20 protein-coding genes are annotated in these 15,188 nt (G+C 53.6%); 12 read left to right on the plus strand and 8 right to left on the minus strand.

The genetic code is table 11. From position 1 onward, the window contains the following. The first annotated feature begins 3 nt into the window (after positions 1 to 3). From HV334_RS00685 to HV334_RS00720, 8 genes are read left to right on the plus strand one after another with little or no spacing between them, the layout of a single operon-like run. Positions 4 to 474, plus strand: a complete 471-nt coding sequence (locus HV334_RS00685; RefSeq protein WP_058651648.1) for a phage tail protein — start codon at positions 4 to 6, stop codon at positions 472 to 474. Next, positions 467 to 1,105: a phage virion morphogenesis protein gene (locus HV334_RS00690; RefSeq protein WP_058651647.1), complete on the plus strand. Its 639-nt coding sequence runs from the start codon at positions 467 to 469 to the stop codon at positions 1,103 to 1,105. The genes HV334_RS00685 and HV334_RS00690 overlap by 8 nt, the downstream gene beginning before the upstream one ends. Continuing rightward, the gene (locus HV334_RS00695; protein WP_063217261.1) at positions 1,102 to 1,683 is read left to right on the plus strand and encodes a phage baseplate assembly protein V; all 582 of its coding nucleotides are present in this window, start codon (positions 1,102 to 1,104) and stop codon (positions 1,681 to 1,683) included. Before HV334_RS00690 ends, HV334_RS00695 begins: the two co-directional genes overlap by 4 nt. Beyond that, the gene (locus HV334_RS00700; protein WP_063217262.1) at positions 1,680 to 2,048 is read left to right on the plus strand and encodes a GPW/gp25 family protein; all 369 of its coding nucleotides are present in this window, start codon (positions 1,680 to 1,682) and stop codon (positions 2,046 to 2,048) included. The genes HV334_RS00695 and HV334_RS00700 overlap by 4 nt, the downstream gene beginning before the upstream one ends. Then, positions 2,035 to 2,931, plus strand: coding sequence for a baseplate J/gp47 family protein (locus HV334_RS00705; RefSeq protein WP_063217263.1), 897 nt, complete (start codon positions 2,035 to 2,037; stop codon positions 2,929 to 2,931). Before HV334_RS00700 ends, HV334_RS00705 begins: the two co-directional genes overlap by 14 nt. Next, positions 2,924 to 3,538, plus strand: a complete 615-nt coding sequence (locus tag HV334_RS00710; protein WP_085381511.1) for a phage tail protein I — start codon at positions 2,924 to 2,926, stop codon at positions 3,536 to 3,538. Before HV334_RS00705 ends, HV334_RS00710 begins: the two co-directional genes overlap by 8 nt. Further along, complete coding sequence (locus HV334_RS00715; RefSeq protein WP_181221055.1) at positions 3,528 to 4,655, plus strand: phage tail protein; 1,128 nt, start codon at positions 3,528 to 3,530, stop codon at positions 4,653 to 4,655. The genes HV334_RS00710 and HV334_RS00715 overlap by 11 nt, the downstream gene beginning before the upstream one ends. Then, a complete protein-coding gene (locus HV334_RS00720; RefSeq protein ID WP_181221056.1) occupies positions 4,655 to 5,248 on the plus strand; it encodes a tail fiber assembly protein in 594 nt (197 codons plus the stop codon). Before HV334_RS00715 ends, HV334_RS00720 begins: the two co-directional genes overlap by 1 nt. Here the strand turns inward: HV334_RS00720 and HV334_RS00725 are convergent. The 8 genes from HV334_RS00725 to HV334_RS00760 all read right to left on the minus strand — a co-directional run bounded on the left by HV334_RS00725 (position 5,229) and on the right by HV334_RS00760 (position 11,870). Next, on the minus strand, positions 5,229 to 5,573 hold the full coding sequence (locus HV334_RS00725) for a tail fiber assembly protein (protein ID WP_108361571.1): 345 nt from the start codon (positions 5,571 to 5,573) through the stop codon (positions 5,229 to 5,231). The genes HV334_RS00720 and HV334_RS00725 overlap by 20 nt on opposite strands. Next, a complete protein-coding gene (locus tag HV334_RS00730) occupies positions 5,570 to 6,058 on the minus strand; it encodes a hypothetical protein (RefSeq protein WP_181221057.1) in 489 nt (162 codons plus the stop codon). Before HV334_RS00730 ends, HV334_RS00725 begins: the two co-directional genes overlap by 4 nt. Positions 6,059 to 6,189: 131 nt before the next feature. Continuing rightward, positions 6,190 to 6,678 carry a phage tail protein gene (locus HV334_RS00735; protein WP_063217265.1) on the minus strand — a complete coding sequence of 163 codons (489 nt, stop codon included), beginning with the start codon at positions 6,676 to 6,678 and terminating at the stop codon, positions 6,190 to 6,192. Positions 6,679 to 6,692: 14 nt separating this feature from the next. Further along, positions 6,693 to 9,659 (minus strand): phage tail tape measure protein, encoded by a 2,967-nt coding sequence (locus tag HV334_RS00740; protein ID WP_109867100.1) that lies wholly within the window; start codon positions 9,657 to 9,659, stop codon positions 6,693 to 6,695. Then, complete coding sequence (locus HV334_RS00745) at positions 9,646 to 9,801, minus strand: GpE family phage tail protein (RefSeq protein WP_032424037.1); 156 nt, start codon at positions 9,799 to 9,801, stop codon at positions 9,646 to 9,648. The genes HV334_RS00740 and HV334_RS00745 overlap by 14 nt, the downstream gene beginning before the upstream one ends. Positions 9,802 to 9,806: 5 nt before the next feature. Beyond that, positions 9,807 to 10,124, minus strand: coding sequence for a phage tail assembly protein (locus HV334_RS00750; protein WP_045292898.1), 318 nt, complete (start codon positions 10,122 to 10,124; stop codon positions 9,807 to 9,809). A gap of 48 nt (positions 10,125 to 10,172) precedes the next feature. Then, positions 10,173 to 10,688, minus strand: coding sequence for a phage major tail tube protein (locus HV334_RS00755; protein ID WP_006117904.1), 516 nt, complete (start codon positions 10,686 to 10,688; stop codon positions 10,173 to 10,175). Continuing rightward, entirely contained in the window at positions 10,689 to 11,870 is a 1,182-nt protein-coding gene (locus HV334_RS00760; protein WP_063217267.1) for a phage tail sheath family protein, read from the minus strand. Between the two features lie 153 nt (positions 11,871 to 12,023). Here HV334_RS00760 and HV334_RS00765 point away from each other — a divergent pair, with 153 nt between their 5' ends. From HV334_RS00765 to fieF, 4 genes are all read left to right on the plus strand, one after another. Beyond that, the gene (locus tag HV334_RS00765) at positions 12,024 to 13,160 is read left to right on the plus strand and encodes a phage late control D family protein (RefSeq protein WP_063217268.1); all 1,137 of its coding nucleotides are present in this window, start codon (positions 12,024 to 12,026) and stop codon (positions 13,158 to 13,160) included. A 39-nt stretch (positions 13,161 to 13,199) separates the two neighbouring features. Then, positions 13,200 to 13,448 (plus strand): ogr/Delta-like zinc finger family protein, encoded by a 249-nt coding sequence (locus tag HV334_RS00770; RefSeq protein WP_064767481.1) that lies wholly within the window; start codon positions 13,200 to 13,202, stop codon positions 13,446 to 13,448. A 125-nt stretch (positions 13,449 to 13,573) separates the two neighbouring features. Beyond that, positions 13,574 to 13,957 carry a hypothetical protein gene (locus tag HV334_RS00775; RefSeq protein ID WP_063217269.1) on the plus strand — a complete coding sequence of 128 codons (384 nt, stop codon included), beginning with the start codon at positions 13,574 to 13,576 and terminating at the stop codon, positions 13,955 to 13,957. 243 nt (positions 13,958 to 14,200) lie between these two features. Further along, complete coding sequence (fieF, locus tag HV334_RS00780; protein WP_016155246.1) at positions 14,201 to 15,103, plus strand: CDF family cation-efflux transporter FieF; 903 nt, start codon at positions 14,201 to 14,203, stop codon at positions 15,101 to 15,103. Positions 15,104 to 15,188 lie beyond the last annotated feature (85 nt).

Consider the following 15,188-nt stretch of genomic DNA (forward strand, 5'->3'; position numbering starts at 1 on the left):
GCCATGTTAAAAGCTGATTCACTACGCGAGACCCTGACCAGCGCTAACAAATGGTGCAGGGCCAACCCTGAAGCCTTCACCGTTTTTGTGGAAGAAGGGAATATCGAGACGACCGGCGAAACGCCGTCGTTTATGTACCGCTATACCCTGGTGCTGTTTGTGATGAATTTTGCCGGTGATATTGATGATTTCACGTTGCCGTTAATGGCATGGCTCTGGCACAACCAGCCCGATCTGTTGCTTAACCCGGAGAAGAACCGGGACATTAAATTTACGACCCTTATCAACAACGACGATACCGCCGACATTCTGTTTGAAATGCCGCTGCGCGAGCGCGTGAAGGTCACTCTGGATGAAAACGGCATTCCCAGGGCAGAGCATTTGCCGGAACCTAAACCACGCATCCCGTCAGCGGACGGCGACTGGAGCGCCATCTTTGAGGACGTGACGTGGGAGGCTGACGCGCATGAGTAACGATCTCTTCCGTGAGCTGGATCAGGTATTCAGCGACATACTGGCGGGCACTTCGCAGGCCGGACGTATTCGCACCGCCCGCGCGGTTGGTCAGGTACTGCGAAAGAGCCAGCAACAGCGCATCAAAGCACAGCAGAACCCGGAAGGTTCGCCATATCCTGCCCGCCGTCGCCGGGTGCTGCGTTCTCAGCAGGGTATTGTGTTTGTCTGGCAGGGTGAGATCCGCCGCCTCAAAAACTGGCACGGTGGCCGGGGGAAATACGGGCGCACCATTACCGGCTTTGACGAAGAGCGCAACGATATTCGCACGTTTTACCGCAGCGATATTGAGCGTTACATCGAGATCAATACGCGCTCAGTGCGCCGCAGCACAGCAAAGAAAGTGCCGATGTTTCAGCGATTGCGCAGCTATCGCTTTCTCAAAATGCGCGCTGATGCAGGCGGTACAACCGTGGGCTATGACGGCGTGGCCGCGCGCATTGCGCGTGTGCACCAGTACGGCCAGCGCGATCAGGTCGGGCCGGGTGCCTTTGCTAAATATCCTGTGCGTGAGCTGCTGGGCTTTACCGCTGGCGATGAGCAGATGATTACGGAACAGGTAGTTAACAGCCTGGGGAATGCTGCACGATGAGCGCTGAACTGATCCGCCTGCTGGAAAATATCCTCCGCGTCGGCGTCGTTATTGCCGTTGATGAAGAGAGCTGGCGCGTGCGCGTGCAAAGCGGCGAGCTTCAGACCGACTGGCTGCGCTGGAACACCACGCGCGCCGGGGCATTCAGTATCTGGGTGCCGCCTTCCGTGGGTGAGCAGGTCTGGCTGGGCTGTATTGGTGGCAATCCTGAAACGGCGGTCATTATCGGCAGTCTCTACAGCAACGATCACCCTGCACCGGGCAGCAGCCTGAAAGAGATTATGCTGACAGCGCCAGACGGTGCCTCTTTTCGCTACGACGCGGAGGCCAGCGCACTGGAAGCGCAGGGCATGAAGACCGCACATATCAAAGCCTCTGCCAGCGTCACGCTTGAAACGCCGATCGTAGAATGCACCGACCATCTGAAAGCGCGGACGTTCGAACTGTCGGAGGGTGGCACGATGAAGGGCAATGTTACCCATTCTGGCGGATCGCTTTCGTCTAACGGGGTGACGGTTCATTCGCACGTGCATGGTGGTGTGCAGGGTGGCAGCAGCAACACCGGGGGGCCGAAATGACAGTCCGCTATACCGGGATGAACCCGGACGGCACGGGCCAGCTTACCGATACTGATCAGCTGTGGAATTCAGTACGCGACATACTGACAACGCCGCTGGCAAGCCGGGTGATGCGCCGGGATTACGGCAGCATGATCCCCGATCTGCTGGATGAGCCACAAAACGAAGTGACCCGCCTGCAATGTATGAGTGCGGCAGTGATCGCCCTGACGATGTGGGAGCCGCGTATTGCCCTGAACGGCATCAATATCAGTTATTCAAAGGATGGCGCTGTCACCGCTGAACTGGTCGGCATTATCACCGAAACCATGCAGACGGCTGGCACAGCGCTGACGCTCAGGAGTGGCACTAATGGCAACAGTTGATTTATCGCAGCTACCACAGCCGCAAATTATCGAAGTGCTGGACTTTGAAGTCATTCTCAGCGAGGTGAAAGCCGTCATGCTCGCGGCATTCCCGCAGGAACAGCAGGCTTCTGTTGCCGCTGCGCTGGAGCTGGAATCCGAACCGCTGAACGTGATCGCCCAGGTGGTAGCTTACCGTGAAATGATGCTCAGGCAGCGGATTAATGATGGCGCGGCGGCGTGCATGTTGAGCCATGCCGTATCGTCCGATCTTGATAATCTCGCGGGCAACCTGAACACCGAACGTCTGATCATCACCCCGGAGACAGCAACCACTGACGCAGTAACGGAAAACGATACCGCACTGCGTTTGCGGGCGCAGGCTGCGTTTGAAGGGCTAAGCGTGGCGGGGCCAACCGGCGCATACGAATATTTTGCCAAAAGTGCCAGCGGCAAAGTGGCGGACGCCAAAGCGATCAGCCCGTCGCCTGCCGTGGTGGTGGTCTCTGTCCTGTCCACCGAGGGCGACGGCACCGCCAGTGCGGAACTGCTGGCAACGGTGGATAAGGCGCTGTCTGCTGACGATAAGCGCCCCGTTGCCGATCGTCTGACCGTTCAGGCGGCAGAGATCGTGAATTATCAGATTAATGCGCTGCTGTATTTCTACCCAGGCCCTGAGTCTGAACCTATCCATACCGCCGCGCAGGACGCGCTTCAGTCCTGGCTGAATCAACAGGGCAAGATTGGTCGTGATGTTGCCCGCTCAGCCATTATGGCGGCGTTGCATGTTCAGGGTGTGCAGAGGGTGGAGCTGCTGGAGCCTGTCAGCGATATTGTGATCGCCGATACGCAGGCAGCACGGTGTGAGTCCTTCACGATCGAGACCGGGGGCACAGATGAATAACAACATGCTGCCGCCTTCGGCCAGCGGTTTTATGCGCAGTACGGAGACGGTGACGGAGCGGCTTACCGATATTCCTGTTGACCTGCGCAAGCTGTGGAACCCGGACGAGTGTCCGACTGATCTTCTGCCTTATCTCGCCTGGGCGCTGTCTGTTGACCGCTGGGATAAGAACTGGTCAGAACAGACTAAACGGCAGGTGATTAAAGCCTCCTGGCTGGTTCACCGTCAGAAGGGCACCATTTCCGCTTTGCGCCGCGTCGTTGAACCGTTTGGCTTTCTGCTGCGCGTGATCGAATGGTGGCAGAGTGGCGAAGAGCCGGGAACATTCAAGCTTGAAATCGGCATTCAGGACGAAGGGATCACCGAGGAAACCTATCTTGAGCTTGAGCGCCTGATTGACGACGCAAAACCCAGAAGCCGTCACCTTACAGGCCTTTCACTTTCACTTCAGACGCAGGGGTATATCGAAGCCGGGGCGGGGTGTTATATCGGCGATACGCTGACCGTTTATCCCTATTTTCCTGAAACCATATCCGTAGGCGGTGCTGACTACACCGGCGCGGCAGTCCATTTAATTGATACCGTGGAGATCGCAAGTGGCGACTAAATATTTTGCCCTGTTAACCAATATCGGGGCGGCAAAACTGGCAAATGCCACGGCATTGGGTGCGCAGGTTGAGATCACCCAGATGGCCGTGGGCGATGGTAACGGCGTGCTGCCGACACCGAACCCGGCACAGACCGCGCTGACGCATGAGCTGCGCCGTGCGCAACTGAATATGCTGACTATTGACCCGGTTAACACCAATCAGATCATTGCGGAACAGGTTATACCGGAAGACGCGGGCGGATGGTGGATCCGTGAGATTGGCCTGTTTGATAAAGACGGAGATATGATTGCGGTTGCCAACTGTGCAGAGACTTATAAACCGCAGTTGCAGGAAGGTAGCGGGCGCGTGCAGGTGATTCGCGTGATCCTGATCGTCAGCAGCACCGAGGCTGTGACGCTGAAAATCGATCCGTCAGTGGTGCTGGCAACCCGTAAATATGTTGATGATGCCGTTATTGAAGTTAAGGCATACGCCGATGATGTGATGAAAAAGCACGTAGCTGCTGCAAATCCACACAAGCAATACCCACTGATAGCCAATGCATTAAAAGAAATGGTTGATGCTGGACTGGTAAATCAGATTCTCGAAAACCTTCATTTGGAAGAACTGCCAAATTTCGCAAAGTATGGCGCACCGATGATAGGCGAATTGATTGAATGGCCGTCTGACAAAATGCCGAATGAAATTTACCCTGATATGAAGATGGAGTTTATCCCGTACATAGGGCAGTCATTCGATCCGGTAAAGTATCCGCTACTTGCAACTCTACATCCCAATCTGCATTTGCCAGCAGATATGCGCGCAAACGTGGCGCGTGGCTGGGACTGGGGGCGGGGTATTGACGCCGGACGTGTACTCATGTCGGCTCAGGATGACGCGATGCAAAGGATTACCGGTGAACTTACAGATATGTGTTCAGGAGACTCTCTCCAGGCTACCGGCGCATTGACTATTACCGCTAAACCCGCTCAGCACTGGTATGCGGCTGCGACAGTATCATCAGCATATTTATATTACAGAGCAATAGGCTTTGATAATGCGTCAGTTGCAAGAACAGCAAATGAAAACAGAATGAAAAACGTGGCGTGGAATATGATTGTGAGGGCTAAATAATGTCGTTATTTGATAAAAATGGAAATGCGATAGAAACACATGTTGCAACTGTCAGTAGTTACGACGCCATGACTGGTGAATTTATTGATACCTATGATGTTCGTATTATTGATGGAACCGGTATTCCTGCCTTTTCCACTCTGACCATCGCCCCGGAACCAGAGAAAGGATTTGCGCACATCTGGAATGGTCAGTCATGGGATGCAGTCCCTGATTATCGCGGAATGACCGCCTATATCAAAGAATCTGGCGCGGGCGTAACGGTGAGAGATATTGGCGAATTAGCTGAGACGCTAACCCTGATAAAACCGCTTACCCCTTTTGATAAATGGGATGGTATGCAGTGGGTAACGGATACAGATGCGCAGCATGCATCTGATGTTGCTACTGCTGACGCAGAAAAGCAGTCCCGGATTGACCAGGCCAATGACTACATGAACAACAAGCAGTGGCCTGGCAAATCCGCGCTCGGACGCATGAAAGATACAGAAAAAGGGCAGTATAATTTGTGGCTGGATTATCTGGATGCACTGGAAGCGGTAGACACCTCCAGTGCGCCGGATATCAAATGGCCTACGCCTCCTGCGCATTAGGCCAGACGGGGGCTGCTGTATCGACGCGCATCAGCAGTACCCGGTATTTTTTCCACTCTGCCAACTCCACGGTTTCTGCGGCTGTCGCTACTCCCGCATCGACAGCGTCCTGCCGCCACGCAATCTCAGCATCAGCGGTGGCGCGCAGCTGTAATTTTTTAGCCTCAGCCTCTGCTATCACCTCATCCTGAGTCGGTGGGGGATTAGCTATATCCATCGCCTCCTTTTCAGTTATTGGAGAAAGGTCTGGGATTATGAATTCGTCTTGAGAACCATCCGACTCGTAGGCATAGACAATATTATTTATATCTTTGAAGTATTTCATTGTGATAGCTCCATCCATCTAATCAGTGAACCACCAGGGATAATTGATGCTGCTATTGAGTATGTAACTCCTGGTGGAACGACAGCGTAAACCGTACCGATCTGACTGGCTGAATTTGATGACGCAAAACTTGATGTGATTACTCCACCTACAACAGCGTCTCGGCGGCCATTTAATGGAACATCCAACGTGACCAATATCATTATTGCACGAGATGTTGTATTGGTATATGTCACGCCGAGCATCCTAGAGGATGTTACATCTTTATACTGCTGAGCTATGCCAAACGTAGAATCTCCGGAGGCAACAGACCCATAGACTTTCCCAACGTTTAAAATCGCCGAATCCCCCAACTGAAGGTTAAGTCGTGCAGCAACAATATTCTCAACGTCGGAAAAGTTATTCCCCTTTTGGAGTGAGCCAGCGGCCTCTTTCACCGTTTCTTGCAATTGAACGATTAAGAGAATGGATATTCCGGAATGCACGGTCACTTCTGACGGTGATGGCCATACATATCGAGTAACGTCATTACTGGCTGTGCTGTAGCACAGTCAAATATGACTGGACATGGACATAAAATAACGGGCTTGCGCCCGTATAAATTTCCATCATGGAGCTAAAAAAGACCCGATATCGTACTACTGGCAGAATTATAGGCAGTTGTCGCCTTGTTCTTTAGCCCTGAAAGCAGATCGCTAACGGATGACGCTTGCAGGCGCTCGCGTAAGTCTTCATCACAGCGCTGGAAGCTGATCGAAAACTCTATTTTTTTCGCCTTTCCGTAACGGTCAAACTCCGTATGCGTGGCCTGTAGCCCGGTCAGCACATACATGCCGTAAATCTGCCCCGCACCACTGATTAAAGGCCACGGACGCCCGGTGTATGCCTGCGTTGCCAGAACGGTAAGAGATACGTCACCGCCCGTAATTTCAGGGTAAAGCACCCCGTCAAGGTTGATCTGCGTCTCCCCAGCGCCGATGTACTGCCATTTTGCCGATCGGTTGATGCGGTCATTTTTCACATGCCGCCAGTTAAGCGAATGGCGCAACTGCTGATAAGGCAGTGTCTTCAGTTCAAAAACGAACATCCCGTATATCATCATCATAATGTCGCTTCCCCTTAATCTCTGTCTTTGAAGCTACCGCGATTGAGCCGCGCAAGACGGGCCATTTCGGCATTCACCGCGTCGGCAGCAATGCGGCCAATTTCGCGCGCATCCTGCCGGTCAACACCGTGCAGGTGTACGTGGATTTCCCCCGTAAAGCCGCCAGCGGCAACCGGTATATTGCTGGCGCTGCGGCTGACTGGCAGAAGTTCAGCCTGCTTAACGGGAAGCGATGCCGCTACCACTGCGGGACGTGCGCTTAACCCGTTGTTCCTGACCGTGCTGGCCAGCTGCGACTCCTTCCATTCCCCACGAACGGCCAGCGCACGGGGCAGGTTTTTAAACACGATATCGCCGGGGCCGATCTTCTTCGTGTTATCGGCAGTCGCTTTGGTGTTGCTGTCGATATTCTGCAACCGGCGCATTGTGCCGTTATCGCCGGTCAGCGGTGATGAGGGTTGCGGTGTGTCAGGCGGAACGTTTTTCACCTCAACTTTTTTCGGTGCAACTTTAGCGATATCGCCCTGAAGAAGGGCTACTTTGTCCTGAAGAACGGCCATGCGTTGCGCGTCCTCGATCTTCTTCCTGGCTTTTTCAGCTTCATCAGGCAGAACGCCGAGCTTTTCAAGGATCCATGCCAGTGTATCCAGCAGCATTTTTGCAGGCGTCAGAACAAGCTGGAGAGCGCCACCAAGAACGTTACCGAATACCTCACCGGCGCTGGCGCACTTATCCAGTGTTTCCTTGCTGGACTCCATCGGGGAAAGCAGAGATTTAAACCAGTTAAAGACCTGACTGACAGCGCGGCCTATCGCGTCAAAGATGGGGCTGAACTGCGAGAAGGTGTCACGTAACGGGGCCAGTCTTTCCATGATGCCGGTGAATACGCCAGCAAAAAATGCTTTAAGAGGCTCCCAGTAACGCCAGATAAGAACTCCGGCAGCAACAAACGCCGCCACTATCAGGCCAATCGGACTAAACAGCAGTGACAGCGCTGTACCCAGCATAGACACCGCAGCAGTAATCATGCTCCATATGGCCGGTAAGCCTGTCAGGCGAAGAGCGAGCATTCCGAGGTTTTTAGTCAGCGCTCCCAGCGCGGCACCGGGTGCAAGAAATACCCCCATAAGTGCGCCACGCATAGCGGGTATGATGGCCGAAACGCCCCGCATTTTCCCTGCTAACGAGCCGAGAACTGGAGCCCATCCGCGCACGCTTGCCATCGCCGGGCCGGAAGCCGTGCCGAGCGTTCGCAGAGCGGCAATCGTTCCGGCTATGCCTCTGCCCCCTGTCAGCAGGGTAAAACCTAACTGGAGTTTAGCCAGTGGCCCCATCAGCAGGCCGATCGCCAGCGATGTGCCGCCAATGGCGGCGGTCAGCGCCAGAACGCTACCGCCGACAACCAGCAGGGATTGTGCGAGCTTCGGATTCTCCTTCGCCCACTGCGTCATATGCCCCACAACATTACTCAGCCCCTGGGTCAGGGCGCGAAGCTGGTTGTTGACGAGATCGTTAATCTGGATACGGAATCCTTCCCAGGCGCTGTCCAGATTCTTGAGATCGCCATCAAGGTTATCCGCCATTATTTTGGCGGCTTTCTGTGCCTCACCCTTGGCGTTTTTCAGTTCACCAAGCAATTTCTGAAGTTCGCCGCTCCCTGCCGACATAACCAGAGCCTGGAATGACTTTGACGCTTCTTCACCGGCAATATCTTTGAAGAAAGAGAGCTTATCGGTATCGCCGTATTTGCTGATTTTTTTATAGAGATCGGTAAGCACAACTTCAGCAGGGCGCATTTTCCCCGTCGCATCAGCGACTTCTACACCCAGTTCTTTAAGCGCAGTTTTTGCTCTGCCGGTCGGCGCGGCAAGGCGTGAAAATGTGGCCTGCAAACCCGTACCGGCGATACTCCCGCGCAGACCAACGTTCGCCATCACGCCGATCATAGCCGTGGTCTGTTCGACGCTGACGCCTAGGTTGGAAAGACCTGTCCCGGCGTACTTCATCGCCTCACCGATATTTTGCAGATCGGTGTTGGTACGGGTGAATGCGCCCGTTAATACGTCGCTGACGCGATCCATTTCTTTGGGATCGAGACGGAACTGAGACAGGATGTTTGAGCTGATATCAGCGCTTTCACCTAAATCCATACCACCGGCCAGCGCCATATTGAGCACGCCAGGCAGTGCGGCCTGAATGGCCTGCGGAGTGAAACCGGCCATAGCGAGAAATGCCTGTCCACTGGCGGCGTCGGTCGTGGTGAACTGTGTTTCAGCACCCAGCTTTTTGGCCTGGTCACGAAGTGCTGAAAAGTCAACGGAGCTTTTATCTATACGGGTCAGCGCCTGTACGCGGGACATTTCCCGATCAAACCCAACGGCGGGGGATAAGAAACGTCCCGCTACGTAACCGGCAGCAGTGGCCCCGGCAACGGCCATCGTGCCACCGCCGCGAAGTTTACCCGCTGTTTGCTGCATCTGGTCATAGCGTGCCCGTGCCTGTGTGACAGCGGCAAGCTGTCGCCGTTCCCGCTCCAGCGTCTGGTTGTACTGTTCGGTTCTACGTATCGCGCTCTGAATGGTGCGATCGCTGCCGACCAGCGAAACACCGTGGCTGCGCAGCGCCTGTGAGGCAGCACGCAGCTTAACCATTTCCTGCGTGCGTGCAGAGTTAAGGCGCTCCAGCTTTGCGGCCAGCGCTGCCATATGTGCTTTTTGCTTGTCTGTAAGCTGTGTACCTTCCCGCTGCGCCTGATTCAGCCCTTCAAGCGTCCGGCTGGCGTCGTCAATTTTGCGGGAGGTCTTTTGCACGCTGTCGCGCAGACGGTTGAACGTGCGGGACTGGCTGTCCAGGTCTTTAATGCTGGATTGCGTTTTTTTGAGGGATTCTGACAAACCGCCCGCACTCTGGCGGGCGGCATTGACCGGGCGGGTAAGTTTATCGATCGCGCTGAACGCGACGCGGATATTAAGGCTTTTCACTGTCACTGGCTCCACTTCGGACAGCCGCCCGCTCACGCCAGGCTATGACTTCGCCCAGTTCCATCGTGAAGACTTCAGAGGGCGGCCAGTTGAAAACAACCGCGATATCAGCAACCAGATCGTCGATCAGGTCGAACCGCAGGAGTGTTACTGATTCTCCGTCTCCGCCTCGCTCGACGCTCCAGACCCCGCAGGCGTCAAAAAAGGGACGAGCGCTTCAGACAGGCTGACAAAATCGCGGGTATCCATTTCGTTGATTTCGGTCTGTTTGAGGCGTGGTGACGTGACACGGGTCAGCAGTACCGCCACCGAATCCACATCCATATTCATCACGTTGACCAGCTTCAGCCCACGCAGTGAGCCAGCCTGTTTGATCTCATCCGTGATCGTTACCTGAGTAATTTTCTCATCGCCGCGAACAACGGGTTTTGCCAGAGTAATGGCGTTATCGTTTTTTTTGCTCATTGTTGAATGCTCCGGGCGGCAAGGCTGTGCCGCCACTTATCAGGTTAATCAGTTACCCATTCCAAGCGCAGACGTGATGCGGTCAGGGTAGATATTCTTGCCGTCTTTCTTGTAGATGAAGTTCAGCAGATCAAACTCAAACAGCGGCTTATCGTCGATGGTGAGTTTGTAATAAGTGTTCTTCATCGTGTAGCTGACGGAGGTGTCTTCTCCCTGCTTGCTCTCGCCGCCGTCCATTTCGGTGATGCGGCCGCGCAGTTCGACCTCAACCAGCAGGCTTTCACCATCGGTGTAATACTCCCCGGCGAAGCGGAAACGGGTTTCGTCGATATCGCCGCAGTAGTTCAGCAGTAACGACTGAACCAGACCGCCAACCACCATCGTGGTATCCAGCGCGCCACTGTCCAGACCGAGATCCACCGCAGCGGAGCCAATCATCCCGCCCCCCTGAAAATCTTCAGTTTTACGGGTCAGTTTTGGCAGCGTCACGGAAGAGACTTTGCCGATGCAGTTGCTGCCGTTCACAAAGCAGGTGAACAGGCGTAGTTTGTGAGGAACCGCCATTTATGCACCTCCCAGGGAAGAAAACGCCGATTCGAAATACTCGTCCGTGAAGGTCTGGTAGAGCGTCAGATCTTCCATTGGCGGAACCGGTGTATATTTATAGCGAATGCGTACCTGACCCTGACGGAGACCGGTTGTCGGGTTATCCAGGATATCAAACCAGCATTCAGCACCAATTAGCCGCCCCTGCGTCACCAGCGAATTGAGTTTGCCGCTGATGCCGCTGACCACGTCCTTGACGTTGGCCGGGGTTAGCGGTTCGTCCACTGATTCAAATTGCGCCTCAGCGATACTGTCAGCCAGAATCTGTGCCGTACGGGTGTAAACCTCAAAAATATAATCTTTGGTGTCCGTGACGCGGTTACCCCAGAACCGGAAACCGTTACGCTTGATGAGCGTCGTGATCTCCTTGTTGTTGAGTTCGTTCGCGTCGCTGTCTTCGGCCTGAAGCGACCAGAAAACATCCTGTGAAATACCCAGCACGTTGCTTACCGACACATTGGAAAGCGATTTGTGCCAGCCCTGATTGTTGTCAATCAGCGCGCGAAGGCCGCAGGCATAGGCCGGGGCCGGGAAGGTTTCGTTTTCTCCGGTCAGCGGGTTGTAGGCGATGAAATCAGGCCAGATAAGCATTAGCTCTCGATAGGCGAAGGTCGCACGATATGCGGTGGCTTCAGCCATCGTTTTGCAGCCGTAGCAACTGGCGTAAACAAACGCGCGCAGATTCTGAGCAATAACACACAGCGCAGAAGTGACTTCTTCCGTGTCGTAGCCCGGCACGGCCAGAATGCGTGGACGATAACCAACCTTCTGCTCGGCAGTCAGAAACGCGTACATGCCGGTATAGCTGCCGTCTTCTGCCGTGCCACCCATGATGAGCTGCGACTGCGTTTTACCGCCTTCCTCTTCCGTGGCTGCTGCCACGCGCACAACGATAACCTTCGGACTGGTCTGGTCAGCGATGGCTTTGAGTGTTTTGTACAGGGAGCCGGTTTTACCCGCCTTACCCAGCACGTTGTTAACCCGCGTCAGCAACACGGGGGTATTCAGGGGAAAGGTTTCCGCGTCGGCATCATCCGCCACGGCAACGATCCCAATGACACTGGATTCAATGTCATTGATAGCCGTCACCAGGTCGGTATTCTCCCGGACGCGTACACCGTGGAAACGTGTCTCTGACATGTTAGCCACCATTACGTTATTGAGTTCGCAGTCATAATCCCTCATGTCTGAATGTCACTCACGCTATTGCGGGTCTGGCCGGACGGCGACAACAAAAACCGATTTGGTCTCTCCCGCGCGCGTGGGATCCTTCGCCGGAAGAAGGGGGAAAGCATGGCACTTACAGACCTGACAAAATCACTTAACGACGCCGTCAGCAGTTATAACGATTCACTTACCGAGGCGGTAAAAAGTCCAGGATTCAGCATTACGATGGGTGGCAAGGTACTGACGCAGCTTGATGATCGGATCATGTCGTTGTCACTAACGGACAACAGGGGCTTTGATGCTGATCAGCTATCTATTTCCATTGATGACAGTGACGGTATGGTTGCACTGCCGCCGCGCGGGGCTGAACTTGCCGTATCATTTGGCTGGCTGGGTGAACCGCTGATTTACAAGGGGCTGTACACGGTTGACGAGGTTTCCCACGAAGGCCCGGCAGATACCATTGGCGTTACTGCCCGCAGCGCTGATTTTCGTGAAGAATTCAACGTAAAGCGCGAAGTCTCATGGCATGACGTGACCGTTGAGCGCGTTGTGTCGGCAATAGCGCACCGATACGGACTGAAGGCGCAGATCAGTGAAATGCTCATAGATATTGAGATTGATCACGCCGACCAGACGCAGGAAAGCGATATGTCATTCCTTACCCGCATGGCGGACATGCTGGGCGCAATTGCCACCGTCAAGAACGGCAGTCTGCTGTTTATCCTGCCGGGCGGTGGCGTAACCGCTGACGGGAAGGCGCTCCCCTCTGCCAGTATTGACCGCACAAGTGGCGACCGGCATCGCTTTCGTATTGCCGATCGGGATGCCTATACCGGCGTTCGGGCTTACTGGCTGGATCTGAATTTCGGCAAAAAGAAAAAGGTCAGCGTAAAGCGCCGCAAGCCTGCAAAGCCCAAAAAAGAGAAGAGCAGCAGCCGTGAGGGCGATTACATGGAGGGCGCAGACGGTAACGTCTATGTGCTGCGCAAAACCTACCAGAATGAAGAGGCTGCGAAACGTGCGGCAGCGGCAAAGTGGCAACAGCTTCAGCGTGGCGCGGCAGAGTTTTCGATCACCCTGGCGCGTGGCCGCGCAGAGCTTTACCCAGAAATGCACGTTACTGTTAGCGGTTTTAAGGATGAAATAGACAATCAGGACTGGATCATTGCACGCGCTGAGCACGTCATAGACGACAGCGGTTTTACCACCCGGCTGGAGCTGGAAGCAAAAATACCTGACTGGATAGCGGAAACTGAATAAAATGAAATGGAGTTCAACTCCCACAGGGGAGCCATCATTATGTTCAGATGTCCATTTTGCGGCGCTATGGCCCGCACCCGTACCAGCCGTAAAATAACCGATATGACTATCCGGCAATATCACCAGTGTCAGAATCTGGAATGTAGCCGGTCATTCACCACACTAAACAGCGTGGAAAGGGAAGTAACAAAGCGTGCAGGCACTGCACCGTTACCGCCTGACTTTATCCCCCGTGATGCTTTCCCTGCATCACATTACGGCAGAGACCAGCTTAATCTGGCTCTCTGACCACCGTCAAAGCGCCCCCGTAAATCCATTCAGTGCGGGGGCAGCTTCAAGCAAAACGCTTTTTCCAGAGAAAATATCTTTGATAACATCGGTCAGCATATTAATAGCGATGATGGGATAGGGATATGAAAAAGGTGTTGTTAATACTGGCTTTGGTTTCTCTCGTTGGATGTAAGCCTGGCGCTGAAAAAGCTGTTGAACTAGGTAAGTCAGAAGTCGCAGCAGATGTTAGGGATCCAGATAGCGTAAAATTTAGATATCTTCGATTTGTTCAGGGTGAGGATTCACCTGATGGGGCTATCGTTGGCTATGTTTGCGGCCAGATCAATGCAAAAAATGGTTTTGGGGCTTACGAGGGATTCTCTCCATTCCTTATGAAAATAAGCATGAAATCAAAGGGCGCGTTTTCTAAGGGGGTCACCTACTCTGTAACAGAGAAGAAAATCTACACCCGGTTTAGTGATCCAGTGCCAGCGTCATACAAAGACAACTGCGGCCCTGATGAGTGAGGGATGTTTCGGTAAGATGCCAGGCAAAAGCCCGGCTTTTTAATGTCGAAGTGTAGTCAAAATGTAGACGAAGTTAAGAATAAATCCTTTTATTCCATTATGTTACTGTCTGGATTTCTTCACCATCCCTGTCTTCCCCCACATGATGTGGGGGTTTTTTTTGCCCAAAATTTGTCACTCGGTTATTGCCTGACTGTTTTACTTCATCCGTTATACTAGCGGCATATCATGGCAGGAGTGTTTATGAATCAAACCTATGGGCGGCTGGTTAGCCGGGCGGCAATCGCGGCGACCGTGATGGCATCGCTGTTACTTTTGATCAAGATTTTTGCGTGGTGGTACACCGGATCGGTCAGTATTCTGGCAGCGCTGGTGGATTCTTTGGTGGACATCGCCGCGTCGTTAACCAACCTGTTGGTGGTGCGCTATTCTTTGCAACCGGCCGATGATGAACATACGTTCGGACACGGAAAAGCGGAATCGCTGGCGGCGCTGGCGCAAAGCATGTTTATTTCCGGTTCGGCGCTGTTTTTATTCCTGACCGGGATTCAGCATCTCATCCAACCCACGCCAATGAAAGATCCTGGCGTCGGGGTGGTTGTCACCATCATTGCGTTAGTGTGTACAATCATTCTGGTCTCGTTTCAGCGCTGGGTGGTGAAGCGCACGCAAAGTCAGGCCGTTAGGGCGGATATGCTTCATTATCAGTCTGATGTTATGATGAACGGTGCGATTCTCGTGGCGCTTGGGCTGGCATGGTACGGCTGGCATCGCGCAGATGCCTTGTTTGCGCTCGGGATTGGCATCTATATTTTATATAGTGCATTACGCATGGGTTATGAGGCGGTACAGTCTTTGCTGGATCGCGCTTTACCCGATGAAGAACGTCAGGAAATTATTGATATTGTGACGTCATGGCCTGGAGTCAGCGGCGCTCACGATCTTCGCACGCGGCAGTCAGGGCCGACCCGCTTTATTCAGATTCATTTGGAAATGGAAGATAATCTGCCGCTCGTTCAGGCGCATTTAGTGGCTGAACAGGTAGAGCAGGCAATTTTACGGCGTTTCCCGGGATCGGATGTCATCATTCATCAGGATCCCTGTTCGGTCGTACCCAAGGAAGGCAAGATGTTTGAGCTTTTATAATTCGTTGTAAAAAAAGTGAACCGGGCCAGCATTTTGTGTATAAATTACCACCATTTGGCCTGACCTGAATCAATTCAGCAGGAAG

Source organism: Citrobacter sp. RHBSTW-00944 (assembly GCF_013615435.1).
Taxonomy (GTDB): Bacteria; Pseudomonadota; Gammaproteobacteria; order Enterobacterales; family Enterobacteriaceae; genus Citrobacter; species Citrobacter braakii.